This window comes from Duganella sp. CT11-25, assembly GCF_047302815.1.
GTDB lineage: Bacteria > Pseudomonadota > Gammaproteobacteria > Burkholderiales > Burkholderiaceae_D > Rugamonas.
In genome coordinates, this window is sequence record NZ_JBKBFD010000001.1 from 301,057 (window position 1) to 326,613 (window position 25,557).

General features: G+C 66.4%; 17 protein-coding genes. 3 read left to right on the forward strand and 14 right to left on the reverse strand.

Annotation, left to right across the window (positions count from 1 at the left end; all coding sequences use genetic code 11):
* From ACEN9F_RS01215 to galB, 10 genes are all read right to left on the reverse strand, one after another.
* Positions 1 to 1,719, reverse strand: coding sequence for an IucA/IucC family protein (locus ACEN9F_RS01215; protein ID WP_413417007.1), 1,719 nt, complete (start codon positions 1,717 to 1,719; stop codon positions 1 to 3).
* Between the two features lie 12 nt (positions 1,720 to 1,731).
* On the reverse strand, positions 1,732 to 2,961 hold the full coding sequence (locus ACEN9F_RS01220; protein WP_413417010.1) for an MFS transporter: 1,230 nt from the start codon (positions 2,959 to 2,961) through the stop codon (positions 1,732 to 1,734).
* Positions 2,962 to 4,749 (reverse strand): IucA/IucC family protein, encoded by a 1,788-nt coding sequence (locus ACEN9F_RS01225; protein WP_413417012.1) that lies wholly within the window; start codon positions 4,747 to 4,749, stop codon positions 2,962 to 2,964.
* A gap of 5 nt (positions 4,750 to 4,754) precedes the next feature.
* Entirely contained in the window at positions 4,755 to 5,774 is a 1,020-nt protein-coding gene (gene sbnB / locus ACEN9F_RS01230) for a 2,3-diaminopropionate biosynthesis protein SbnB (RefSeq protein WP_413417014.1), read from the reverse strand.
* Positions 5,771 to 6,781 carry a 2,3-diaminopropionate biosynthesis protein SbnA gene (gene sbnA / locus ACEN9F_RS01235; RefSeq protein ID WP_413417016.1) on the reverse strand — a complete coding sequence of 337 codons (1,011 nt, stop codon included), beginning with the start codon at positions 6,779 to 6,781 and terminating at the stop codon, positions 5,771 to 5,773. Before sbnA ends, sbnB begins: the two co-directional genes overlap by 4 nt.
* A gap of 84 nt (positions 6,782 to 6,865) precedes the next feature.
* Entirely contained in the window at positions 6,866 to 9,310 is a 2,445-nt protein-coding gene (locus tag ACEN9F_RS01240) for a TonB-dependent siderophore receptor (RefSeq protein ID WP_413417018.1), read from the reverse strand.
* 86 nt (positions 9,311 to 9,396) lie between these two features.
* Entirely contained in the window at positions 9,397 to 10,380 is a 984-nt protein-coding gene (locus ACEN9F_RS01245) for a FecR domain-containing protein (protein ID WP_413417020.1), read from the reverse strand.
* Positions 10,380 to 10,877: a sigma-70 family RNA polymerase sigma factor gene (locus ACEN9F_RS01250; RefSeq protein ID WP_413417022.1), complete on the reverse strand. Its 498-nt coding sequence runs from the start codon at positions 10,875 to 10,877 to the stop codon at positions 10,380 to 10,382. The genes ACEN9F_RS01245 and ACEN9F_RS01250 overlap by 1 nt, the downstream gene beginning before the upstream one ends.
* Positions 10,878 to 10,987: 110 nt before the next feature.
* Positions 10,988 to 12,985 carry a family 43 glycosylhydrolase gene (locus ACEN9F_RS01255; protein ID WP_413417024.1) on the reverse strand — a complete coding sequence of 666 codons (1,998 nt, stop codon included), beginning with the start codon at positions 12,983 to 12,985 and terminating at the stop codon, positions 10,988 to 10,990.
* Between the two features lie 9 nt (positions 12,986 to 12,994).
* Entirely contained in the window at positions 12,995 to 15,691 is a 2,697-nt protein-coding gene (gene galB, locus ACEN9F_RS01260; RefSeq protein ID WP_413417026.1) for a beta-galactosidase GalB, read from the reverse strand.
* A 151-nt stretch (positions 15,692 to 15,842) separates the two neighbouring features.
* Here galB and ACEN9F_RS01265 point away from each other — a divergent pair, with 151 nt between their 5' ends.
* The gene (locus tag ACEN9F_RS01265) at positions 15,843 to 16,859 is read left to right on the forward strand and encodes a LacI family DNA-binding transcriptional regulator (RefSeq protein ID WP_413417028.1); all 1,017 of its coding nucleotides are present in this window, start codon (positions 15,843 to 15,845) and stop codon (positions 16,857 to 16,859) included.
* A gap of 3 nt (positions 16,860 to 16,862) precedes the next feature.
* Here the strand turns inward: ACEN9F_RS01265 and ACEN9F_RS01270 are convergent, their stop codons facing one another.
* The 3 genes from ACEN9F_RS01270 to ACEN9F_RS01280 are packed head-to-tail and all read right to left on the reverse strand — an operon-like array spanning position 16,863 to position 21,533.
* A complete protein-coding gene (locus ACEN9F_RS01270) occupies positions 16,863 to 18,155 on the reverse strand; it encodes a M20/M25/M40 family metallo-hydrolase (RefSeq protein ID WP_413417030.1) in 1,293 nt (430 codons plus the stop codon).
* Between the two features lie 16 nt (positions 18,156 to 18,171).
* Positions 18,172 to 20,376, reverse strand: a complete 2,205-nt coding sequence (locus tag ACEN9F_RS01275) for an ATP-binding protein (RefSeq protein ID WP_413417032.1) — start codon at positions 20,374 to 20,376, stop codon at positions 18,172 to 18,174.
* Positions 20,377 to 20,381: 5 nt separating this feature from the next.
* Positions 20,382 to 21,533, reverse strand: coding sequence for a pyridoxal phosphate-dependent aminotransferase (locus ACEN9F_RS01280; RefSeq protein WP_413417034.1), 1,152 nt, complete (start codon positions 21,531 to 21,533; stop codon positions 20,382 to 20,384).
* A gap of 125 nt (positions 21,534 to 21,658) precedes the next feature.
* Between ACEN9F_RS01280 and ACEN9F_RS01285 the strand changes: the two genes are divergently transcribed.
* Entirely contained in the window at positions 21,659 to 22,807 is a 1,149-nt protein-coding gene (locus ACEN9F_RS01285; protein ID WP_413417036.1) for a branched-chain amino acid ABC transporter substrate-binding protein, read from the forward strand.
* 250 nt (positions 22,808 to 23,057) lie between these two features.
* Here the strand turns inward: ACEN9F_RS01285 and ACEN9F_RS01290 are convergent, their stop codons facing one another.
* Positions 23,058 to 23,543 carry a hypothetical protein gene (locus ACEN9F_RS01290; RefSeq protein WP_413417038.1) on the reverse strand — a complete coding sequence of 162 codons (486 nt, stop codon included), beginning with the start codon at positions 23,541 to 23,543 and terminating at the stop codon, positions 23,058 to 23,060.
* Between the two features lie 346 nt (positions 23,544 to 23,889).
* Between ACEN9F_RS01290 and ACEN9F_RS01295 the strand changes: the two genes are divergently transcribed.
* Positions 23,890 to 25,551 (forward strand): phospholipid carrier-dependent glycosyltransferase, encoded by a 1,662-nt coding sequence (locus tag ACEN9F_RS01295; RefSeq protein WP_413417040.1) that lies wholly within the window; start codon positions 23,890 to 23,892, stop codon positions 25,549 to 25,551.
* The last annotated feature ends 6 nt before the right edge of the window (positions 25,552 to 25,557 follow it).

Below are 25,557 nucleotides of genomic sequence, written 5' to 3' on the forward strand. Positions count from 1 at the left end.
TCAGGTTCTCAGGGGATTGGGAATGGCGATCCAGGCGGGTGTTTCGCCCTGCTGGTGGAAGCTGCTCAGCATGTTGGCCTTGGCCGGCAGCGTGGCTTGTTGCAGCAGCTTGTCCACCAGCGGCTGTACGCCGGCCGGGCAGGTGCGCAGGCGTTGCGCGGCGTCGCGCCACAGGGTGGCTTCGTCGCACCAGCCGAGCCGGGCCAGGCAGGCCGCGAGGTGGCCGATGTGATTGACCAGCACGTAGTACTGAAAACGGTGCCAGGCCTGCGCTTCGTCGTACAGCGCGGGACTGTCGGCGGCGATCCGGTCGAGAAAGGGAAAGCGCTCGCGGCTGATCGACGTGCCTTCCATGTCGCGCGCATAGCCGCGCTGCGGCCAGCCATCGCGGAAGGCGATCAGCGAGTTCTGCAGGTGGGCCTCCAGGCTGATGCCGTAGTCGGCAAACAATTCCAGCATCGGCAGCAGGGTGGCATCGAGATAGCGTTGCCACCAGCGCCGTATCAGCCCGGCATCGGGCCCGACGCCGCCGGCCGCCCGGCGCACCACGTCCAGCAGCGGCAGATGGCCGTCGGCCGACTCTTCCAGCAAGGCCGCGACCAGGTGCAGTTCGCTTGTGTCTTCCGCCGGCATCGCCTGGCGATAGACGATGGCGCAGGCGGCGCGCAATTCCGGGTCCGGCAGCTTCAGCGTCTCGCTGCCGATTTCACGCAGCACGCGGAAATGCTCCTGCTGCAGCCGCGCTTCAGGCAGCAGTCCGATTGCCTTGCTGGCATCGAGTGCGCGGGCGACTTGCTCGTCCGGGTTGTTGCGCACGAAGTTGGTGATGCGGATGTTGAGCGACAACTTCAGGAACAGATTCTGTTGGGGCAGCCAGACCGTGCGCACCGACGAGGTCGGCCACACGTTCTCGCCCAGCGGCCCCAGCGAGATCAGCGCGCGGTCGCGCACCAGCATGGCGATGTTGGGTTGCTTGAGCAGATGCCTTGCCTGCCACGGGTGGCAGGGCAGCAGGCGGTACTCGCCTTCGGCGAGCAGCGCCTCGGCGAACCGCATCGCATCGGGATCGATCGGCACGGCCTTGCGGCCGATGGCTTGCATGTCCATCAGCTCGGAACGCACGGCGAAATAATGCAGCTGGAACGCGTTCCCCAGTTCCGGCGCATAGGCCTGCAGATCGTCCTCGCTGAAGCCGTCCGAGGCCTTGGAGGTCACGTGGAAGACATGGCCGAAACGCAGCCCTTGTTCGGACACCACATAATCCGGGCGCTGGGCTTGCGGGGGAGCGCGGTGAAAGCGCCGGACCTTGGCGATGCTGTTGCGCATCAATCCCTGCAGGCGATGCTGGTTGACCGTGGCCTGGGGCGACGGACTGTCGGCGGCGAGCGCGGCGGCGATCAGATCGGTCAGGGCGGGGACATCGGCAGCACGCGCCCAGCCGCCGCCGTCGTCCAGCCACAATTCACTGGCGAGCCGATGGTAGCCGATCGGCGAATAGTAGCTGAAGGCGCCGGCCACGCGGGCGCCGGCGAGCGGCAAGATGAAGGGTGTCCAGCCATGCCCGCGCCATGCGGCGAATGGCTGCGCCAGGCCGGCATCCGGCTCCGGCAGCGCGCCGATGCGCGGGTCGTGCACGCCGGTCTCGCGGCACCAGGTATTGATGTATTGCTCCGCCAGGCGGCGTTCGATACCGCCGGCTTGTGAGGTCGATAGAGACATGGAGGGTTCTCCTTAAATGGGGTGGGAATGCGCGGCGTGGCCGGCGGGGCGCCATACCAGCAATCCGGCGCAAAGGAACAGCAGTGCTACCAGCCACAGCAGATGTTGCGGTGCCAGCAGCGACGAAAAGAGCATCACCAGCATGGGCCCGAGCAGTTGCCCGACCACCATGAAGCTGCGGCCCAGCCCGGTCACATAGCCGTGCACCGACGCCGGCATTTGACGCAGGCAGGCCAGCAGCATGGATTGCGCCAGCGCTGCGTAGCAGGCGCCCTGGACCAGGCGCAGCAGCGCGATCGCCCAGAGCTGGCTACTGGCCATCAGCAAGGCGCTGGCCAGCGCGCAGCCGGTCGCGGCGTACACAAAATGGCGGCGCGCGTGGCCACGGTCGTTGAGCTTGCCCCAAACCGGCCCCGCCATGATGGTGGCCAGCCAGCCCAGCGCATGCAGGGCGCCGATGATGCTGCCCGGCGTTTGCAGCAAAGGAAAACGCGCCGGGATGAACAGTGCAAACACCGTCAGCATGGCGAAGCCGGCCGCCTGCGCCAGGCAGCTGGCCAGCATCCAGCTGCGCAGGTCGGAATGGCGCAGGACCGTGCGCAGTCCTTTGAAGTCGTCCGTTGGCGGCGGCATCGTTGCGGGCGGCGGTTCCTGCGTGCGCAGCCACAGGAGGACGCCGGCGACGCCGATGAACAGCGCGCTGGCCAGCAGCATCGGACGCAAGGACCAGTAGTCGAGCATGACGCCGCCCAGCACCGGGCCGAGCAGGGCGCCGGCGCCGATCGCGCTTTCCTGCAGGCCGAAATTACGACCGCGCACGCTGTCGGTGCTGATGCGGCCGATGAACGCCGTCAAGATCAGGCCGGTGGTGCTGACGCCTTGCAGCAAACGTCCGGCGATGAAGCCGGCGAGGCCGCTGCTGATGGCCATCAGCAGCATGCTGGCGATGAACACGGTCAGCGACACCAGCAGCATGCGCCGATAGCCATAGCGGTCGCAGAAGCGACCCGCGAACGGCGCGCAGCACAGCGTGCCGAGGCCGGGCGCGGCCAGCGCCAGACTGCTCCAGCGCATGAGCGCGGCCGGATCGCTCAAGGCGCCGGCCTGCGGCAGCGCGGCCAGATAGAGCGGCATGATGGGCACCACCGTCATCATGCCGAGCGTGGTGACGCTCTGGCACACCAGCAGCAGCAGCAGGTTGCGCTGTTGTGGGGCGGCCGCGTCTTCGTGGCGCCGGCGCATTCAGTCTTCCTCCGCCAGCAAGGGATTGGCGATGGCGCCCATGCTGCTGGGCATGCCCGTGCCAAAGTCTTTCCTGGCCAGCAAGGGCGCCAGCACCTGCTTGAACGGCCACAGTTCCGCATCCAGCAACAGCTTGCGCACCTCATCCCGGTCTTGCTCGTGCATCGCCACCTCGTCCAGCGCTTCGGCGATGGCCTCGCGGACGAGGCGCCAGCCGCGCGCTTCCGGTTCGCCATGGCGCTGCGCCAGCGCGGCCAGCACGGCATACAGGTTGACCTCGATGGCCAGTGTCTGGAAATAGGCCAGCAGCTGCGCCACGCCCGGCAATTCCAGCGTGTTCGGCGTGCTGCGGTCGATGTGGTACGGCGGCACGTCCAGGCCGCGCTGCCGCATCGCTTCAGGGCAGACGCGCAGCGTATCGTGATCGCGCAGCAGCAAGGCCTCGACCCGCGCGTTGTCGCATACCAGCACAATATTCTGTCCATGCAGCTCCGGCATGACGCCGTTGGCGACGCAGCGCAACCCCACGCCGATCAACAGCCTGGCGATATGGTCGAACAGCCGCCAGGCCTGCTCGGCTCCCGCATCGCCGCCGAGCAGGTGGTCGAACACCGGCAGCGTGCCGTCGGCCAGACGTACGGGAAGCGCCGCCATCGGTATCAGCGTGCGTCGCGGCAGCAGCGGATAGCGGCGGATCAGGCAGGCCAGTTCGCCGCTATTGCGGATCAGCCCGGCATCGTCCTGCGCGCCGCCGCTGTGCTTGGCGAGCCACAGCGTTTCATCGCAGAGCAACAGGTGGCGGGCCAGCCAGGCGTCGCCGGCGCGCAGGCCTTCCAGGCAAGCGGCGGCGGCGGCGGCGTTCTTCAGATACCGTGGCGGCAGCGTGCGGATGGCGCCCAGCGTGTTGACCGAGAGCGACAGCTTGACGTGCACCTGGTCGTGGCCCGGCACGGCCAGCGAACGCAGCGAAGCGGTGGGCGCGGCGTGGCCGAAGTCGTCGCCGAGCGGCCGGCAGCCGTCCACCAGGGCGGGCTGTCGTGCTTGCAGCCAGCGCCATTGCCACGGATGGACCGGCAGCCACAGCCAGTCTGCGCCGCCGGCTTGCTGCCGGTGCGCGGCCTGGGCCAGCCGCTCCAATTGGCTTGTATCCAGCATGGCCTGGGCGATGGGCTGGCCGGCGTCGCCGCCCGCGCCACCGCTGAGCAACTGGCTGCGTGCGACGGCGATCCAGACCAGCGCCAACGGCGCCATGGCGGTCGGCAGGCAGGCCGCGACATTGCCGGCGTCATCGCCGTCCCACTCCTTGGCGCGCGCCAGCGGATGGAAGGGCCGGTCTTTCAGGCAGCTCAGCACTTCCCAGTGCAGCAGCTCCTCCGGCCGCCGCCGAACGGCGGCCATGATTGCTGCTTCACGCGCCAGGTCGGCCTGGGCCTGTTGCTGCGACAGGCGGAAAAAATGTGCGAAGCGGCCGCTGCGGTCTTGCCACCATGCGGCGCTTTGCAGCTGCAGGACCAGCTCGCCGGCGCCCAGCGGCGTTACGGTCGTTGCCGCCTGCAAGACCGGGGCTTCCGCGCCGACCCGGAACGGGCGAAGGCCTCCGCTCACGGCGCCCGGCAGCAGCAGGCTGCGCTTACCGTCGAGCCGGATGCCGAGCGCCGCCCGGCCGCCCGGCTGGACCGAAAAGCTGCAATGCCGGCGGAAATCGAACAATTGTTCCAGCCACAGGGCGTCGATCACGTCCTGCAGCAGGCCGGCGTCGTGCGGCGGCAGGTTGAGCGAAGTGGTCATGGGCCTTATCCGTACAGCGGCAGGCGCGTGCCGACCTGCCGGGCCAGCGCCAGGTGATAGAAATGCCGCGCGCAGACCAGGTCGTCGAGCGCCATGCCCATCGGGTTGAGCAGGATGATTTCCTCGTTGTTTTCCCGGCCCGGGCGCTTGCCGGTGACGATCTCGCCGAGTTCTGCATGCAGCCGCTCGCGGCTGAAACGGCCCTCCAGCACCAGCTGATTGATGATTTTCTTCTCGCGGTTGGACTGTTCCCAGTCGTCGACGATCACCTTGTCGGCTTTTTCATAGACGTCCTTGTGCACGTCCATGATGGAGACGTTGCTGACGAAGGTGCCCGGCTTGAGCCAGTCGAACGGCAGGTAGGGCGTGTCGGTGACGGTCGCCGTCACCACCACGTCGGCGGCGCGCACGGCGGCTTCGGCGGACGGCGCCACCAGGAATTGCACTTCGGGATACTGCGCGGACCAGCTTGCTGCCAGGGCGGCGGCGGCCGCAGGCGACATGTCGAACAGGTGCACCTTGGCGATGCCGGGGAATTGTTCCAACAGGGACTGCACCTGCATGCGGCCGATCGGGCCGCAGCCGATGCTGGCGAGGTCGGTGTATCCTTCGCGGGCCAGGTAGCGCGTGGCCACGGCGGTGATCGCCGCCGTGCGCATGCCGCTGATGAGTCCACCCTCCATCAGCGCGATCGGGTAGTTGGTCTGGGCGTCGTTGAGGACGATGACGGCGCTGGCGCGCTCCATGTCGAAGCTGGCAGGATTGTGCTGGCGGCTGCCTATCCACTTGAGGCCGGCGATCGGCTGGTCGCCGCCGACGTAGCAGGGCATGGCGATGATGCGGTCGGCGATATGGTCGGCGCCGGGCCAGCGCAGGTAGGGCTTGAGCGGCTGCACATACTGGCCATGCGCGTGCGCGGTCAGGCCGTCGCGGATGGCGTCGACATACGGTTGCGAATGGCCGCCGCCCAGCGAGGCGAGGTCGGCGCGGCTCAGGTACAGCAGGGATGGTGCGGCGTTGTTCATGCGGGCAGTCCTATCGGTTCGAGGTCGGTGGCGGGGCTTGGTGCGCTGCGCTGCAGGTGGCGCTGCTGCATGCGTTGCAGCCAGGTGTCGTCATAGACGGTGTCGAGGTAGCGGTCGCCACGGTCGGGCAGCACGGTGAGGATGCGGGACGGTTGCTGCAGGCTGGCGCCCAGGCGCTGGATCGCGGCCATCACCGAGCCCGAGGAGCCGCCGGCAAAGATGCCTTCGCGCTCGACCAGCTGGCGGCAGGCGACGGCGGATTCGTAGTCGTCGATGTGTATGGATTGCGGGATTTCCTCGCGCTTCAGCAACTCCGGCACGCGGCTGGCGCCGATGCCGGGCAGCTCGCGCGTGCCGGACGGCGTGCCGAACAGCACCGAGCCGACGGCGTCGACGCCGACCACTTTCAGCGCCGGCCATTGCTCGCGCAGGCGGCGCGCAATGCCGTGCAGCGTGCCCGAGGTGCTGACGCCGAGCACCAGGTAGTCGGGGGCCTGATCCATCTGGCGCAGGATTTCCTCGCCTTCGCCGTGGTAGTGGCTGAGCCAGTTGTATTCGTTGGCGTACTGGTTGATCCATACCGCCTGCGGATCGTCCTGCAACAGCCGCTTGACGTGCTGGATGCGGGTCTCCAGGTAGCCGCCCTGGCTATCCTGTTCCGTCACCATGTGGGTGCGGGCGCCATAGCTGCGGATGATCTGCAGGTTGGCGGAGGAGATCTTGGGATCGACCACGGCGGTGAACGACAAGCCGTGGATGCGGCAGACCATGGCCAGTGCGATGGCCAGGTTGCCGGACGAGCTTTCGACGATGTGCGTGCCAGGCCGTATGCTGCCTTCGGCCAGGCCGCGCTCGATGATGTAGCGGGCGGGGCGGTCTTTCACGCTGCCTGCCGGGTTCAGCAATTCCAGCTTGGCGTACACCTGGTGCCGGGACGGGCCGAACATGCGGGACAGGTGCACGATCGGCGTCTCGCCGACACGTTCCAGTATGCTTTTGAGTATCATGGCAGTGCCTTTCATGTTGAATAGCAGTGATAATGATTCGTATTCCACTATTAGGGCGGAGGGCCGCGGTTCGGCACTCCGGTGTTACCAGCGATGGTTGTAGCTGATATTCAATACCGCGCCGGAGGCCGGCAAACGGCTGGTGTTATTGCTGTTGCGCATGAGCTGGCTGTAGGCGGGCAGGTAGTAGCGGTTGAGCAGGTTTTCGATGCCGGCGCTGACCGCGTCTTGCGATGTCAGCTGGTAGCTGCTGATCAAATCCAGCGTGGTGTAGCTCGCCACGTCGCGGCGGCCGAAGCTGGTCACGCCGTTCAGGCGGTAGTCGCGCGCGCCGTAGTACGTGGCCTGCAGGCGGTTGCTCCATTGGCCGGTCGGCTTGTATAGCACGTAGGCGGTGAGCTTGGCGGGCGGAATGCGGTAGCCGGTCATGATCTGGTCGCGGCTGCCGCCTTGCGGCGTTTCGCGGCCCTGCATCATGGTCAGCGTGGCGCCATAGCCCCAGGGCGTCGCCTGCGGCAGGTAGTCGGCGCTCGCCTCCAGGCCGGTGATTTTTTCGGCGGTGCGGGTCAGTATCAGGCCGTTGTTGAAGCTTTGCACGTCGCCGAGTCTGGATGTCGTATGAAACACCGCCAGCGTTCCCAGCACGTCGCCGACGCCGCCGCGCCAGCCGAGTTCGTAGTTGTTGGTCTTGACCGGTTCCAGCGCGGACGAGGCGATGTTGAACGCCGGCGTCGCATTGCGGATTTGCAGGCCCATGTCCGGCAGCTGGAAGCCCTGGCTGGCCGAGGCGTAGATCTCGTGCCCCTGAACCGGCTTGAACACCGCGCCGACGTTGGACATCCAGGCCGAGTAGGACAGCGCGCCGCCCTTGACCTGCTGCGGGCTGGCGGCGCGGATTTGCGACAGCGGAATGAAGTTGTCGAAGCGGGCGCGCGCATGCTCGTAGCGCAATCCGCCTTCGACCGCCCATTGCTGGTCGACCTTGTACTGCAGCTGCCCAAAGCCGCCGATGCTGCGGGTGGTCAGCGGCGGCATGTACATCAGCGTGCGGGTCTGCCGGAAGACTTTGCCGGCGCTGGCGTCGTAGGCGACGGGATCGAAGATGTCGTCGGGCATGTCGCTGCGCTCCTGGTTGAAATCCAGGCCCCACAGCAACTGCAGATTCTTGGCCAGCGGCGTATCCAGCGTGGCGCGGCCGCCGAAGACCTTGGAGTTCTGCATGACCTGATCGACGTTGTTGCCGCGCGTCGAGACCGCGCGCGCATCGAACGGCGTGAAGCGGGTGAAGTAGTCGCGATAGTAGAGCTGGGTGGAGAGGGCGCTGCCGGCGATGTTCTTGTGCTGGTAGCTGACGCTCGCCAGCGTGTTCCTGAGCTGGTTCTGGTTGTCCAGTTGCAGGCCGTCGATCGGCAGGGCCACCGCCGTACCTGCCGCCAGCCGGGATACCGACGGATCGGAACCATAGTCGCTGTCCTGCTCGGCGACATAGCGGCTGGCGGCGAATTGCACGCGCTGGTCGCGGTCGATGCGCAAGCCGATTTTTCCGCCGAAGGTATAGTTGTTGCTGTCGAACAGATCGCCCTGGCTGGGCTCGGGCGCGATACGCTTGCCCTTGCCGTCGTAGGAGCCGCCGATATGCTGCAGGCCCATGTTCAGCGCGTAGTCGATCTCGCCGCTGGCGCCGGACAGGTAGTGCTGGACTTCGCCGCCCAGGCCGTCGCTGCCGGGACGCGACAGCGGCGAGCGCAGCGAGACGGTGGTTTCGGCATACGGCAAGCCGCCGGCCGGACGCGTGGTCACGGCGATAATGCCGCCGCTGGCGCCGGCGCCGTAGATGGCGCTGCTGCCGCGCAGCACTTCGACCTTGTCGATGCTGGCCAGGTTCAGCGCCGCCATATTGCGCGCCGAATCGCGGTTGGTGTTGAGCGGTATGCCATCCACCAGCACCAGCGTGTTGCGGCCGCGCAGCGTCTGGCCATAGTCGGTGATGGTGCGGCTGGAATCGGCCATGCCGGGCACCGCCTTGCTCAGCACGGTGGCCAGGGTGTCGGACGCCTGCCGCAGCTCGTTGAGCTCATCGCGCTCGATGGCGGTGCTTTGGCGGGTCGGACGGATCATGGTGCTGTTGGTGCGCTGCGCCGTCACTTCGATGGCCGGCAGCTGCGGCAAGACCACTTCGGCGGTGCGCTGGCCGGCGGCCGGGACCACCGCCTTGAGCGTGTAGCCGCCGTTGGGCAGGCGCCGCGCCTGCAGGCCGCTGCCCTGCAGCAACTGGATAAAACCTTCCTGGACCGTGACGCTGCCGCGCAGGCCCTGGCTATTTTTTCCCTCCAGCAGCTTGCCGTCGAACGAGAGCGCGACGCCGGCGCGCGCGGCAAAGCCGGACAGCGCCTGGTGCAGCGGACCGGCGGGTATGTCGTACGACAGGATGGCGTCGGCGACGGCTTGCGCCTGGGCCAGCGGTGCATGGCTGGCTGCCGCTACCGCCAGCGCGGCGGCAGCGTACTTGATGAACGGGTGAGAATTCACTACGGGCCTTTCGAGTATCAGATGTGGGGTGCTTATCTGATATGTCGAACGAGAATCGAAAAAGGCTCATCTTTTTTCGATTATTTTCAGGCGGGTAGTACGGTGACCCAGTAGCGGGTGAAATACTGCATCCGTACCGGCATGGTTTGCTCGATCAGCGACAGCGTAAAGCCGGTATCTGCCAGCGGGAAGACGCCGGAGACCTGCAGCCTGGCCACGGCCGGGTCGCACTGCAGCGTGCCGCGGCGATAGCGTCCCAGTTCCTCGAGGAACTGCGACATCGGCATCCGGTCGGCGACCAGCATGCCGTTCCGCCAGGCGATGCTGTTCTCGTCGGCGGGCGCCAGCGCTTCGATCCGCGTCGCGGAGAAGGCGGACTGCTTGCCGGCGGGAACAATCAGCGTGGCGGACGGCGTGTCGCGCGGGCTGATTTCGACCGCGCCGGCAAACACCGCCACCCGGCTGTGCCCGTCCAGTTGCCGCACCGTGAAGCGCGTGCCCAGCGCGCGGATCCGGCCCTGATCCACCGCCACCAGGAAAGGCCGGGGCGTGCGCGCGCTGTCTTTGGCCGTGGTGATGAGGATTTCGCCGCGCCGCAGATGAATGACACGCCGGGCCTGGTCGTACTCGACATCGATGGCGGTATCGGTATTCATGCTGAGTCGGGTGCCGTCGGCCAGGATGATGTCGCGGCGTTCGCCGGCGGCCGTGCTGTAGGCGCCGGCGTGCTGCGGCCAGGGGGCGCTGTGCAAGCCCAGCCACGCGGCCGGCCCCGCCACCAGCAGCGCGGCCAGCATCTTGACGGCGCTGCGCCGTTCCGGCAGCGCCATCTGCTTCAGTGCCCTGGCGCCGGACGGCGGCAGGGCGCCGAATTTTTCAAGCAGGGCGGTCGCTTTTTCCCATGCGCGCTCGTGTTCCGGGCTGCGTTGGCGCCACTCCGCCAGTTGCACGCGCTGGCGGGCACTCAAAGGTCCTTCGTGCAATTCCATCAGCCAGGTGGCGGCCTCGTTCAGCACATCCTCGGGAATGGCCGCGCCTTCGGGCGCGGCGTGCAGCACCGCCGGGCCCACTACAGCGCTACCAGGCAGCGCCGGAATGCCAGCACCATGTGGCGCTTGACGGTGCTGAGCGAGAGGTTCAGCAACGCGCAGATATCGGCATAGGACAGGCCGTCGAGCTGCGCCAGCAGGAATACTTGTTTCGCCTTGGCCGGCAAACGGTCGAGTATGCCGTCGATCTCCGCCAGCGTTTCCAGGACGGCCAGGCGCTCTTCGGGCGACGGCTGGACCGGTTCGGGAAGGGCGCCCAGCGCTTCCAGATAGGCCTGCTCCAGCTTCTTGCGCCGCAGGTGGGTGTTGAGCAAGCCCTTGGCGATCGCGGTGAGGTAGGCGCGCGGCTCGCGCAGATCCTGCGGCAAGCGGGCCGTCAGGATGCTCAAAAAGGTGTCGTGCGCCAGGTCCGCGCCCAGATTCCTGCAATTGAGCTTGTGACTCAGCCACTTGGCAAGCCAGCCATGGTGTTCGCTATAGAGAGTGCCTATCTGTTGACGAGCTTCAGCGTTGGACATGATTGTTTTCCATTTCGGTGCAAGTGACTGAACATCAAAAACTTAAATGAGAATTATTCTCACTATAACTTGAACTGTGTGGTTTTTGCAATATGTCGCGTACCGGACGCCTACCAGCCCAGGCGCACCCCATCGGCGCCGTCCGGCTGCGGGCCGGGGCTGTCGGCCGTAACGTTCCCGGTCTTACTGTCGACGCGGAGGAAGCGCTGGGTCCGCAGCGACATCAGCACCAGCTCGCCCGTGGGCGTCTCGATCCATTGGAAGCTCTGCGCCAGTGCCGCTTGCCCGGCCTGGATCGCCACGCCGCCATCGGCGTCGACCGTGACGTAGCCGTCGCCTGACTGCAGCGCGACGCGGCCCAGGCCCATGTCCTTGACCGTCAGGTCCGCGTTGAAGGCGCTCAGCCGGATCTGCTTGCCATATGGGATCGGACGCATCAGGCCGTGCGGATAGGGCTGGTAGAGGTCGATGCTGTCGAAGTCTGCGGTCCCGCCTTGCCGGTTCTGTGTGTTGTAGTTGAACAGCGCGTAGCGCACGCCCTGGAAGGTGGTCAGCTGGAAGATCATGGTGAAGTCGCCGCCGATGCGGACGAAGTTCTCGCCATCCACCGAATAGCTGAAGCGCGCCTTCTCGGTCAGGAAGTCGCATTCGGCGCGCAGCCACAGGCGTGTACCCTCGTTATCGACGCGGCTGCGCTGGTTGCTGGCCTGGTCGTACAGCGCGATGCTCAGCTTGCCGCCGTTTTTTTCGACGCCCAGCGTGGCGTAGGGCAGGTTGAGCAGGGCCAGGCCCGCGACATCGCCGTCCTGCAAGCCCGCCACATCCAGCGCCACCGTCGGCGACGACACCGGCCCGATGGCGCGTTGCGTCAGGCTGTTGCGCGCCTGCCAGAACGAGGCGGCCGGCAGCGCGTGCAGGCGCAGGAAGCCGGGCCGCTCGGTCAGCGACCATTGCCCGTCGACCGGCGCGTGGTTCCATTGCCAGACCGGCTTGAGCGCGGCGGCGGAGAAATCGTCGCTGCGCTCATACGGCACCGTGATGGCTTGCGCGGCGGCCGTGCGCGGCTTGGCCCAGGTGCGCGGGTTGCGGCCCAGGTTGCCCGGCAGGCCGAACCAGGGCCAGCCATCCTTCCATGTGATTGGCGCCAGGCCGAGCAGGCGACCGACCGAGTTGTAGTCCATCATCGAGAAGCCCCACCATTCACCGGCCTGCGTCAGGACGATGCCGCCCTGGTGCAGGGCGGTGGCGTCGCGCGAGGCGGGGTCGGGCGGATCGATCCGGAACGGTGGCTGGTTGTTGCGCAGGCGGTAGCCGCGCGCCATGCCGAAGCCTTCATCCTTGCTGATCGCCTGGTTCACCTCATACGGCCCGTAGACGTGGTCGGCGCGCGCGGCCGGCATGCGGAAGCCGCCGGCGTAATTGGCGCTGAGGATGTAGTACTTGCCGTCGATCTTGTAGAAGTGCGCGCCTTCGCCCATGCCGGCGGTCTTGGCGAACAAGACCTTTTCGGTGCCCGGCACGATGTCGGTCAGGTCGGCGGTCAGCTCGGCGATACGCATTTGCTGGTGGTCCCAGACCACATAAGCCTTGCCGTCGTCGTCGAACAGCACGGACAGGTCGTGCAGGCTGCGCTTCATCTCGCTGTGCTTCCACGGTCCCTTGGGATCGGTGGCGGCATAGATCTGCGTGCCGCGGCCGTTGATGTTGGTGAAGATATAGAAGGTGCCGTTGCGGAAACGCAGGCTCGGCGCCCAGATACCCTGGCCGTAGATGCCCTTGCCGTCCTCCAGCCGGAAGCCGGGACCGAAGTCCAGGCGGTCGGCCGCGTAGCTGAGGAATTCCCAGTTGACCAGGTCCTTCGAGCGCAGCACCGGCAGGCCCGGCATGGCGTGCATCGTGGTGCCGGTGAGATAGAACCACTCGCCTACGCGGATCAGGTCGGGATCGGAAAACTCGTCGTAGAAGAGTGGATTGGTGAAGGTGCCGTTGCCGTTGTCCGGCGTCCAGGTCTTGGACGCCAGCCCGGCCGCCGGACGCGCTTCCTGCTGCGCGTGCGCCGGCAGCGCCAGCGCCGCCGCGACGACAATGAGTAGTTCGGCTGTTTTCATATGTCGGGCTTATTTGCTGCGCACTTCAATTGCGGTAGGGGCCAGGCCCTCCGCCGTGGCGCGCAGCGTGATCGCGCCGCGCTGGCCGGGCTTGGCGCGGACGATGGCCAGGCACAGGCCGTTGAACGTGTCGCGCTCCGGCGTGTGGAATGCTTCCAGGTTGCTCGGGTCGCCGTTGTCGGTGGCCACCAGTTCGCCCGGACCTTCGACGCTGAAGCGGATGCGCTGGCTGGCGCGCGGCACCGTCACGCCGTTGGCGTCGACCACGCGCAGCGTGACGAAGGACAGGTCGCGGCCGTCGGCGTCGATGCTGCTGCGGTCGGCGCTGGCCTGCAGCGCGGCCGCCGCCTGTGCGGTTTTCACCGACGAACGCGCCCATTCCTTGCCGTCCTTGTAGGCGACGACGCTCAGCTCGCCGGCTTCGTACACCACGTAGTCCCAGCGCAGGCGGTATTCGTACGGCGCTTTCTTGCGGCGTCCCTGCGACTTGCCGTTGACGAACAGCTCGGCCTCGTCGCCCGAGGTGAAGACATGCACCGGCGTGACTTCGCCCACGCGCTCCGGCCAGGTCCAGTGCGGCAGCAGGTGCGCCAACGGCAAGTCCGGGCGCCAGCGCGACTGGTACAGGTAATAGCGGTCTTTCGGGAAGCCGGCCAGGTCGATGATGCCGGAGTACGAGCTGCGCGCGCCGTAATACGGCGTCGGCTCGCCCAGGTAGTCCCAGCCGGTCCAGACAAATTCGCCGGCCACGTAGGGATTCTGGTCTTGCGCGGCCCACGAGCGGTCGGCCGAGCTGCCGAAGTCGGCGGCAAACAATTCGTAGGCGCTGACCTGCTGGCGCTTCGGATCGCCGCCGGCGCCGGGGCGCACCGGCGCGCTGATCACGCCCGGCACCGGGAACTGGTACTCGCCGCGGCTGCTGAGCGCCGATGCGCTTTCGGTCGACAGGATCATCTTGCCGGGGAATTTCTGATGGAAGGCCGGGAACTGGCCGGGCAGGCTGCGGATGCCGGCGCCCTGGTAGTTCAGCGCGATCACGTCGACCGTGGCCGGCAACGGCATGTCGGCCTTGGCGTAGTTCATGGCGACGGTGACGGGGCGGGTGGCGTCCTCCTGGTGGGCGATGCCGACCAGCTTGCTGCCGATGGCGGCTCCCGCTTCACCGGTGTATTGCTCGCCCACTTCGTTGCCCACGCTCCACATGATGATGGACGGGTGGTTGCGGTCGCGCCGCATCATCGCGCGCAGGTCCTGCTCGTGCCAGTCGGGGAAGATCAGGTGGAAGTCCAGCGGCGTCTTCTTGCGTTCCCACGAATCGAACACTTCATCCATCACCAGCAGGCCCATGCGGTCGGTCAGCTCCAGCAGCTCGGGCGCGGGCGGGTTGTGGCTCATGCGGATGGCGTTGGCGCCCATCTGCTGCAGCATTTCCAGCTGGCGTTCGGCGGCGCGCACATTGAAGGCCGCGCCCAGCGCGCCCAGGTCGTGATGGTTGTTGACGCCGTTGATCATGATCTTTTCGCCGTTGACGAACAAGCCTTGCTCGGGATCGAAGCGCAGCGAGCGGATGCCGAACGGCGTCTCATAGCGGTCCACCGGCACGCCGTTGCGGCTGACCGTGGTCACCGCCACGTAGCGATGCGGGCGCTGCTGCGGCAACGGTCCCCACAGGCGCGGCTTGGCGACGCGCGCCGCCGCGTTGACCGTCGCGCTGGCGCGGGCGGCCACCTGCACGCGCTGCGCGGGCAGGGTGGCGACCGCCGGCCCGCTGCGCTTGCCGTCGCTGTCCAGCGCGTACAACTGCGTGCCGACGTCCAGCGTGGCGGCGCCCTGGCCGTCGTTGTCTACCGTGACGGCCAGTTCCACGCGCGCCGCTTCGGCCGATACCTCGGGCGTGCGGACCACCGTGCCCCAGTGGCCGACATGGACCGGGTCGGTGGTGGTCAGCCAGACGTTACGGTACAGCCCGGCGCCCGGGTACCAGCGCGCCGATTCGGCCGGATTGTCGAGGCGTATCGCCAACTGGTTGACGCCGCCCGCCGTGACGTAGGGCGTCAGGTTCAGGCGGAACGAGTTATAGCCGTAAGGCCAGCCGCCGACCAGCCGGCCGTTGAGCCATACGCTGGCGTGCGACATGGCGCCGTCGATATCGAGGAAGATGGCCTTGCCCTTGGCGCCGGCCGGAATGTCGAGCTGCTTGCGGTACCAGGCCGGCCCCCAAGTCTTGAGCCGGCCCATGCCGCCGTAGGGGCCGGTGGCGAGGAAGGGGCCTTCGATCGCCCAATCGTGCGGCAGCGTCACCGCGCGCCAGGCGCGGTCGTCGAAGCCGGCCTGCAGCAAGGGCAACGCCAGCGCCGGCTCGCCGGCCGGCCGCGCCGTCCGTTGCGCCGGATCGGCCACGAAGGCATTGCCGCTCGGGAGTATCCATGGCTTGAGCAGACCGCTGGCGGGGCGCTGCAGCTTTTCCGCTTCATCGGGGCGGGCGTCGGCCACCTTGCCGTCGGCGCTCTGCTTGATTTCCGGGCGCACATCGTATTGCAGCTGCGCGCTGAAGCCGTCCGGATCGCCGAGGCGGAAGCGCCAGCCTTCGTTGATCGACTGGCGCTGGCGGGGATGATCGGTGCTGGAGGCGGCGCTTGCCGCAGCCATCAGGCACAGCAGGCAAGCGGCGGCCAGCGCGCGGTATGAAGGCACGAAGGGGTTCAAGACGTCTCCTTATTGGAATAAATGATAGCGCAATCATTTTTGAGTGTAGGGCGTTGCCAAGCACCTGTCAACAGCCAAACACAACTGTATTGCCCAATTGTCAGTTAGAATGATTACGCAAACACCCGCCCTGTTCATCACGGAAGAAAAGATGCCAGTTCTCCAAAGCGCTGCCGGCAGCGTTACATTGATCGATGTTGCCAAGGCGGCCGGCGTGTCGCCGATCACCGTTTCCCGTGCATTGAACGAACCGCACCTGGTGCGCCCCGTCACGCTGGCCAAGGTGCAGGCCGCCGTCAAGAGCACCGGCTATGTCAAGAACATGCTGGCCGGCGGACTGGCCTCCAGCCGCAGCAAACTGGTGGCGCTGGTGCTGCCGACCATCTCCACCCAGACCTTCGCCGACATGGTGCAGGGCGCAACCGACCGCCTGACGGCCGCCGGCTATCAGCTGCTGCTGGGGATTTCGGGCTATGAGGTATGGCGCGAGGAAATCCTGGTCGAGACCATCCTCAGCCGGCGCCCGGACGGCGTCATCCTGACCGGCATGCAGCACACCGACAGCACCCGCCAGCGCCTGCTGCAAATCGGCATCCCCGTGGTGGAAACCTGGGACACGGCGCCGCAGTCGATCGACATGGTGATCGGCTTCTCGCATGAAGAGGTGGGCCACGCCTGCGCGGCGCATATGCTGGAACGGGGCTACCGCCGCATCGGCATGCTGTCGGCGGACGATCCGCGCGCGGGACGGCGCAACCAGGGCTTCCAGGTCGCGCTGGCCAAGCAGGGCGTCAACGTGCTGGCCATGCACAGCGTGCCGGCGCCGGGCGGATTGCCGCAAGGGCGCGAGGGCGCGGTCAAGCTGCTCGACGAGCACCCGGACCTGGATGCGATCTACTGCGGTTCCGATACGCTGGCGCACGGCGTGCTGATCGAAGCGCAAAGCCGCGGCCTGCAAGTGCCGTCCCAGCTGGCCGTGATGGGCTTCGGCGACCTGAATTTCTGCACCCACACCTTCCCGCCGCTGACGACGATCAAGGTGGATGGCGCCCGCATCGGCGCCCTGTCCGCGCAGGCCATACTGGACCGGCTGGGCGACCATCCGTCCACGCCGTCGCGGCTCTCCATCAATACCGGCTTTGAGCTGATGCAGCGCGGCAGTACCTGAGTCTTACGGAATAACCGGCGCCGTCACGCCGCGCACACCGGCCAGGCCGAGGATGGTCAGCATCACGTTCTGAGGCCCGGTGTGGGCGTTCTTCGGCGACCACCATTCGTTCTTTTCCGAGTGATAGCCGCCCGAGGCGCCGCCGCCGGACATGGTGATCGCCGGGATGCCCAGGCTCATCGGCAGGTTGGCGTCGGTCGAGTGGGCGCTGTCCAGCAGCGCCGGCCGGCCCTGCACCGTGGCCGCCGCCAGCGCGGTCTTGACGATCACGGCGTCCTTGCCCATCTGTCCTGCCGGGCGGTCGCCGATCAATTCGATCCCGGCGGTGATGGCCTTGCTGTTCCAGCGCCGGTTGGTCTCGTCCACGCCTTGCTGGATCGCGGCCTTGATCTGCTGTTCCACCTTGGCCAGCAACGCCGCGTCGGCCGAACGGATGTCGATCAGCATGGTGGCGTCGGCGGAAATGCTGTTCACCGATTGCCCGCCCTGGATCACGCCGACGTTGAAGGTCACCTTGGGCTGGGCCGGCACCTGCACCTCGTCGATGCGGGCGATGGCGCGGCCCAGCGCGTGCACCGCCGACGGCAGGCCGAAGCCTTCGTAGCTATGGCCGCCCGGGCCGCGCATCGCGACCTTGAAGCGGCGGCTGCCGGTGCCGATGTGGGTGACCGGATCGCCGTCCGTGCCCAGCGCCGGCTCCAGGCCGACGAAGGCCTTGATGTCCTTGCGCTGGCTGAACAGGTACTTCACGCCTTTCAGGTCGCCCAGGCCTTCCTCGCCGACGTTGGCCACCACCAGGATATCGCCCTCGGTCTGGATCCTCGCGTCGCGCAGCGCGGCGACGATGGTCAGCATGGCGGCCAGCGAGCGGCCGTTGTCGGCGATGCCGGGCGAGTAGAAGCGGCCGTCCTTTTCGCGCACCGTCAGGTCGGTGCCGGCCGGGTACACGGTATCCAGATGCGCGGCCAGCACGATGACCGGGCCCTTGCCGCTGCCGCGATATGTGCCCAGCACATTGCCGGCGTCGTCGAGATGCACGTCCTGCAGGCCGGCGGCCTTCAGGCGCTCCGCATAGTCGCGGGCGCGCGCGCCCTCGGCAAAGGTCGGTGCCGGAATCGCGTTGATGGCCAGCGTATTGGCGGTGGTGATGGATTCGTTTTTTTCGATATAGGCCAGCGCCTGTTTTACCGACGGCTGCGCGGCGAGGCGGCTCATCGCCTGCTCTTGCGCCCGTGCCGGGAAGGCCAGCGCCACGGCGCTGCAGGCGATGCCGAGTAATAGAAGTCTTGCGGTCATGAGGTTCCTGATTGTCTTAAGGTAGCGTGGCGATCAAGGCCAGCAGTTTTTCCATATCCACCGGCTTGACGAAGTAGTGGTCGAAGCCCGCTTCAATCGATAGTTCGCGGTCTTCGCGGCGGCCGTAACCGGTCACCGCCACCAGCGTCGCGCGCGCGGTGTGGGGCAGGGCGCGCAGGCCGCGCGCCAGGTCGTTGCCGTTGATGTCGGGCAGGCCGATGTCGAGCAGGCATAGTTCGGGCGAGATCGATTGCGCCAGTTCCAGCGCCGCCAGCGCCGTATGCGCGACGACGACCTGGTGGCCGCCCGCTTCCAGCAGCAGCTGCAGGGTCTGGGCGGCGTCCATGTTGTCATCCACCACCAGCACCCGCAGGCGCCGCGCCGGCTTGACCGCCGGCGAGGCGCCGGCCAGCGCCGCCGGGCTCGGCGTGGCGGGCAGCGAGATGATGAAGGTGCTGCCTTGCTGCTCGCCCGCGCTGTCGACCGCGACGCTGCCGCCGTGCAGTTCGAGCAGCGACTTGACCAACGCCAGCCCCAGTCCCAGCCCGCCTTGCGAGCGGTCCGAGTTGCGGTCGGCCTGGGCGAACAGGTCGAACACACGGCTGCGCAATTCCGGCGACATGCCGATGCCGTTGTCGCTGACGATCAGCCTGACCTGGCCGTCCCCGGCGCGCACCGCCAGCTTGATGGCGCCGCCCGGCGGCGTGTACTTGGCGGCGTTGTTGAGCACATTGACCAGCACCTGCACCAGCCGCTTATGGTCGCCCGAGACCACCAGCGGCGATTCGGGCAGCGACAGCTCGAAGCGGTGCTGGCGCGACTTCATCAGCGGCTCCGCCTGTTCGACGGCGTCGGCCACCACGCTGGCGACGTTGAGCGGCGCGCGCGTCAAGGTCACCAGGCCGCGCGTGACGCGCGAGACATCGAGCAGGTCGTCCACCAGCCGCGTCAAGTGGTGCACCTGGCGCACGATGATGCCGGCCGTGCGCTGCACCGCTTCGGGACTGGCGTGGCCGCTTTGCAGCAGCTGCGCGCCGGCGCTGATCGGCGCCAGCGGATTGCGCAGCTCGTGCGCCAGCATGGCCAGGAATTCATCCTTGCGCTGGTCGGCCTCGCGCAGCAGGCTCTCGGCCTTCAGGTGCTGCAGTTCCTTCTCCTGCAGCGATTCGGCCATCGCGTCCAGCGCCCGCGCCAGTTCGCTGATTTCCTCCCGGCCGTAGACGATGCCGCTGCGCGCGCCCAGCGTACCGGAGGCGATGCTGTTGGCGGTGGTGGCCAGGCGCTTGACCCGGCGCAGCACCAGCACGTCGCCGACGAACCACGCGGCCAGCATCGCCAGCGCCAGCGTCGCGGCTAGCGCCAGCAGGTCCAGCATCTGGTCGTGGCGGGCGACGGCCGTGATGTCGGCGGCCGGGATGCCGATGGTGACCGTGTAGTCGGACAGGCCGTTGTTGCCGACGCGGGCGAAGCGGTGCAGCCGCTCGACGCCGTCCGGCCCGGTCAGCAGCACGGGCTTGCCCGGCTCGCCGGCCATCGCCGCGCGCATCTCCGGCCACACCGGCTTGCCGAACCACTGTTCAGGGCTGGGCTTGCGCGAAATGATATTGCCTTCGGAATCGGCGGTCAGCAGCAGCGAGCCGGGAGGCAGCTTGATGTCGGCGACGAAGCGATCGAGCTTGGTCAGGTCCAGCGCGGCGAACACCACGGCCCGGACCTGCTGGCCCTCGTCCAGCAAGGGATAGGTGAGGTTGATGGTGTGCTTCTGGATCACGCGGCCGAACACATAGCCGCCGGCGACAAAGCGGCGCAGGTGCACGGCGCGGCGGAAGTGCGAGCGGTCGGCCAGGTTGACCGTGGTCTTGGACGGCACCGCGCTGCAGGTCACCTCGCCGTTCAACTGGATCAGTCCCAGGTTGGCGTAGTCCGGGTTCTGGCGCTGGATGTTGGCCAGCAGGCGGCTGCAATGGGCCTGGTCGCCCGTCAGGTCGGGAATGCTGGCCAGGTCGCGCAGCAGCTGGCGCGCGCCTTCGATCGATTGCGCTTCGTTGGCGGCGGCCAGGTTGGTCAGGCGCTGCAGGTTTTCCTCGGCGACCTGCACCGCGTGTTCGCGTTCGCGCACGCCGCTGATCAAGGTCATGATGGCGATGGGCGAGATGGCCAGCGCCACCAGCAGGATCAGGCGGCCGCGCAGGGTGTTGAGCTGAAAGAGGAGAAAAGCCACGGCGCTCAGGCGGCCTGGTAGCGTTGATTGCCGAAGCCGATGATGGCTTGCACCCCGCGCCGCAAGGTGGCGACATCGTCCGAGATGTAGCCGATACGGATGTGGCCCGGCGCGCCCAGCGCGTCGCCCGGCATCACGGCCACGCCGCGATGCGTCAGCAGATCCTCGGCGAAGCCCACCGTGTCCATGGTCAGCGCCGAGATGTCGGCCCACAGGTAGGGGCCCGACGCGGGGCGGCGCATGGCCAGCCACGGCAGGCCGTGCACCAGGTCCAGCACCAGGTCGCGCCGCTGGCGGTAGTCGGCCAGCATCGCGTGCGGCGCGCCGGTCTCGAAGGCCGCGGCCAGCGCCAGCTGGATCAGCATCGGCGCGGCGGCGGTGATCGGGCCTTGCAGCGTCTCCATCGCCGTCACCAGCCGGGCCGGCGCCACCGCGAAGCCGGCGCGCCAGCCCATCATCGCGTAGCTTTGCGAGGCCGAGTAGATGGTGACGATGCCGATCTCCCGCCAGTCGCCGCGCGCGGCCAGGCTGACATGCTCGCCGTCGAAGATCAGTTTCTCATAGCTCTCGTCGACGATGGCTTGGGTGCCGGTGCGTTTCAGCCAGGCGGCGATGCGGTCGAGTTCCACCGCCGTCAGCACGCCGCCGGTCGGGTTGTGCGGGTTGTTGATGATCAGGATCCTGGCCGGCGGCAGGCTGTCCAGCAGTTCATCCGTGACCACGGCCGGCAGGTCGACCAGCACCGGCTCCAGTTCCAGCAGCTTGCAGGTGGCGACATAGGCTGGCCAGTGTGGCTTGAATATGATGACGGCGTCGCCCGGATCGGCCATCACGTACAGCGCCTGATATAAGGCCTGCTTGGCGCCGTTGGTGACGATGATCTCGGCCGGTGTGGCGGGGATGCGGTTTTCGGCCGTCACCTTGGCGGCCAGCCTGGCGCGCACGCCGGCGTCGCCGCCGACCGTGGTGTAGGGCAGGGCGGGCATCCGCAGGCCCTGCCGCACGGCGTCGTGCACGATGGCCGGCGCCTGGAAATGCGAGATGGCGATGGAAAAATCGATCACGTCTTCACCGCCTGCCTTCATGGCGTCCACCCGGCCGTGCATGGCGGTGGTGGCCAGTGGCCTGGAGCGGGCGATACGTTGGGAAATTTCCATACGAATATATCTCTATGGCAAAGTTTCGATTTTCGAATTCTACTTCAGTTGTGTCGTGAAGCACGCACGGATGACAGAGATATTTGCCGGATGGTATCCTAATCAGCTTAACCAACGAGGATCTTATGCAGTTCACAACAAAAACAGTTTGCCAGGTAGTCGCGCTGGCCTTTATCGCCACTGGCGCCGCGCATGCGGAAGACATCATCAAGATCGGCCACGTGGCCGCCACGTCGGGCCCGATCGCCCACCTGGGCAAGGACAATGAAAACGGCGCCCGCATGGCGGTCGAGGAGCTGAATGCCAAGGGTGTGGTCATCGGTGGCAAGAAATACAAGATCGTGCTGCAGGCTGAAGACGACGCCGCCGATCCGAAGCAGGGCACGGCCGTCGCGCAAAAGCTGGTCGACGCCAAGGTACAGGGTGTGATCGGCCACGAGACTTCCGGCACCACCATCCCGGCTTCGCGCATTTATTATGACGCCGGCATCCCGCAGATTTCGCCGTCGGCCAGCAACCCGCAGTACACCCGCCAGCGCTACAACACCACTTTCCGCAACATCGCCAACGACGAGCAGCTGGGCGCCGCGCTGGCGCGCTACGCGGTGCAGACCATGCAGGTCAAGCGCATTGCCGTGGTCGACGACCGCACCGCCTACGGCAAGGGCCTGGTCGATGAATTCGTCAAGAACGTCAAGAAGAGCGGCGCCGGCGCCGGCATCGTCTCGAGCCAGTTCACCAACGACAAGGCGACCGACTTCAGCGCCATCCTGACCGCCATCAAGGCCAGCAAGCCGGACATGATCTTCTTCGGCGGCATGGACGCCGTGGCCGGCCCGATGCTGCGCCAGATGAAGCAGCTGGGGATCCCGATCAAGTTCATGGGCGGCGACGGGATGTGCTCGGACTCGGTGCCGCGCCTGGCGGGCGAGGCCATGAGCGACGGCCAGGTGATCTGCGCCGAAGCGGGCGGCGTCGAGCCGTCGCAGGAAAAAGGCATGGCCGATTTCCGCGTGGCCTACAAGAAGCGCTACGGCATCGAGGTGCAGACCTATGCGCCGTACACCTACGACGCGCTGATGACGATGGTCGACGCGATGCAGCAGGCCGGCTCGCCGGACCCGGCCAAGTACCTGCCGGCGCTGGCCAAGATCAAGCACAAGGGCGTGACCGGCAACATCGCCTTCGATGCGCGCGGCGACGTCAAGGACGGCGTGCTGACCATCTACACCTTCAAGGCGGCCAAGCGCTACAAGCTGACGGTGATGAAGTAAGAGCACAACGTAGAGAAACCGGCACCAAGCCCAGGCCCGCGTCCAGCGGGCCTTTTTATGGCTCATCGCAGCCTTCAGGGAACCACGTTCGGCGCCTTGGGTCGGGTATTCCAAATCCCAACTTAGTCTAATTCAGTCTGATTGGACCGGCTTCGGGCTAATCGAGTCTAAATTCGCGAGGCAGCAGTCTAAAACCATCCATAAAATCCGGCTTCAAGTCTAATTCGATCCCTTTTTTTGAAGCGAAAATCTAAAGTGAACCATAATTCCGTTCTGAGTTCCAATCTTTAGACGCATTTCTCCGCTGGCCGTCAGCACGCGTCCGGCAATCGATGGCGCGAACCCAGTAGTCGTCACCGGGAAAACGCAGCCAGACAAGGCGCCATGCATTGCGCCCGTTCGCGTGACGATTGGCGAACAGCGACGGGGTCAAGGACTCGCCGTCATCGGACAGGATGCGATCACCGACCACCTTGGCGAATTCAATAGTTTGTTGGTAGCGGGTTCGCAGACGGGTTCCCTCGGGCAGGAAGACGTTCTTCCATTGAAAGCCGCGCATCGCCGGTCCGTTCCTGCGCAACGCGACTCGCTCCATGTCAATCGCCAGCCAGTGTTGAACGAGTTGCGTCACGAAGGTATCAGGGTTGACTCCGGGGCGGGTGTCCATCAAATGAAATTCCAAACTCATAAAGTCGGATAACGGCAGGTTTACAGCGCGCTTAGGTTCGTATGCCATGATTTAGTCCTTTTCCAAATGGGTCTATAAGTTGGGCCTCAGAACTGGACTATGGTTCGCTTTAGACTTTCGCATTTAAAAAATCGATCAAATTAGATTTTCCGTCAGATTTCAGAGACTGTTTTAGACTGACACCCCTGAATTTCAGACTGCATTAGATCGAATTGGCCCGAATCAGACTGTATTAGACTAAGTTGCGGATCGGAATACCCAAGGTCTGTACTCCCCACAGGCTATCCCGGGAATCCGGGACGTTCCTTTTTTGCTCTCTAGCCGGATGGCTTAATGTTCGGTTAATTGTCGGCGCATTAGACTGCGGCAACTTATCCTGATCCCGCTTTATTCCATGCCCGATTTCCTCCGTTCCAAGGCAGCGTTCTATCTCCTCGTTGCCGGCTTCATCCTGTGCTCCCTGGTCGCGCTGGACGTGCGCACGCTGGTCCCGCCCGACGAGGGCCGCTACGCCGAGATGGCGCGCGAAATGCTCGCCAGCGGCGACTGGATCACCACGCGCCTGAACGGCCTCAAGTACTTTGAAAAGCCGCCGCTGCAAACCTGGATGAACGCCGCCACGTTTGCCGTGTTTGGCCTGGGCGAGTGGCAGGCGCGCCTGTGGACCGGGCTGTGCGGCCTGGGCGGCGTGCTGCTGACCGGCTATGCGGGCCGCCGCGTGCTTGGCGCCAGCGCCGGCTTCTACGCCGCGCTGGCGCTCGGCTCCAGCCTGTTCTGGGTGGCGTCCGGCCAGATCGATTCGCTCGACATGAGCTTGTCGGGCATGATGACCATCGCCCTGTGCGCCTTGCTGGTGGCCCAGCGCGACGACGCCACGCCGGCCGAGAACCGCAACTGGATGCTGGTCTGCTGGGCCGGCATGGCGCTGGCGGTGCTGGCCAAGGGCTTGATCGGCCTGGTGCTGCCGGGTGCGGTGCTGGTGCTGTACTCGGCGCTGTCGCGTGACCTGGCGATCTGGAAACGGTTGCATCTGGGCAAGGGCCTGCTGCTGTTCTTCGCCATCGCCACGCCATGGTTCGTGCTGGTGGCGTTGAAAAATCCCGAACAACCGCATTTCTTCTTCGTGCACGAACACTGGGAGCGCTTCTTCCTGAAGACCCACGACCGCGAAGGGCCGTGGTACTACTTCTTCGCCATGCTGGCCCCGGGCATCCTGCCGTGGCTGGGCGTGTTGCCGCAGGCGCTGTTCAGCGGCGCCAGGCGCGAGCGCGGCGCCGCCTTCCAGCCCAAGCTGCTGCTGCTGATCTGGGCGGTGTTCATCTTCTGCTTCTTCAGTTACTCCAACTCCAAGCTGCCGGGTTATATCCTGCCGATCTTCCCGGCGCTGGCCCTGCTGATCGGCAACTACCTGGAAAACGCCTCGCGCCTGAACCGCACGATCGCCGCCGGCGTGCTGGTACTGGTCGGCGTGGCCGGCCTGGCCGCCGTGCCGCATTTGATGGGGATGTCGGCGCGCCATCCGGACGAGCGGCTGTTGCTGGAAGCCTACCAGCCGTGGTTGCTGGCGGCCGCCATCGCCGCCGCCGCCGGCGGCGCACTGGCGCTGCTGCTGGCGCGCCAACAGCGGCGGGACCTGACCGTGCTGGCGATGGCCGTCGCCGGCTTCGCCGCCACCCACATGCTGCTGGCCGGCTTCGAGCCCTACGGCCAACTGCGCGCCGGCAAGGCGGTGGCGGCCAAGATGCTGCCCGAACTGGAGGCCGACACCCCGGTCTACTCGGTCCACACCTATGAACAGTCGATGACCTTCTACCTGCGGCGCACCGTGATCCTGGTCGACTACTGGGATGAATTCACCTTCGGCCAGCGCCAACAACCGGAGCTGTCCATTCCGAAGCTGGACGGTTTCGTCGCGCGCTGGAACGGCCACACCGCCGCCGGCGTGAAAGCCATGGCCATCCTCAGCGACGACGCCTACGCCGAGCTGAAAGCCAGGGGCGTGGCGATGCGCGTGGTGACGGAAGACAGCCGCCGCATCGTCATCGCCAATCGCTGAATTCGG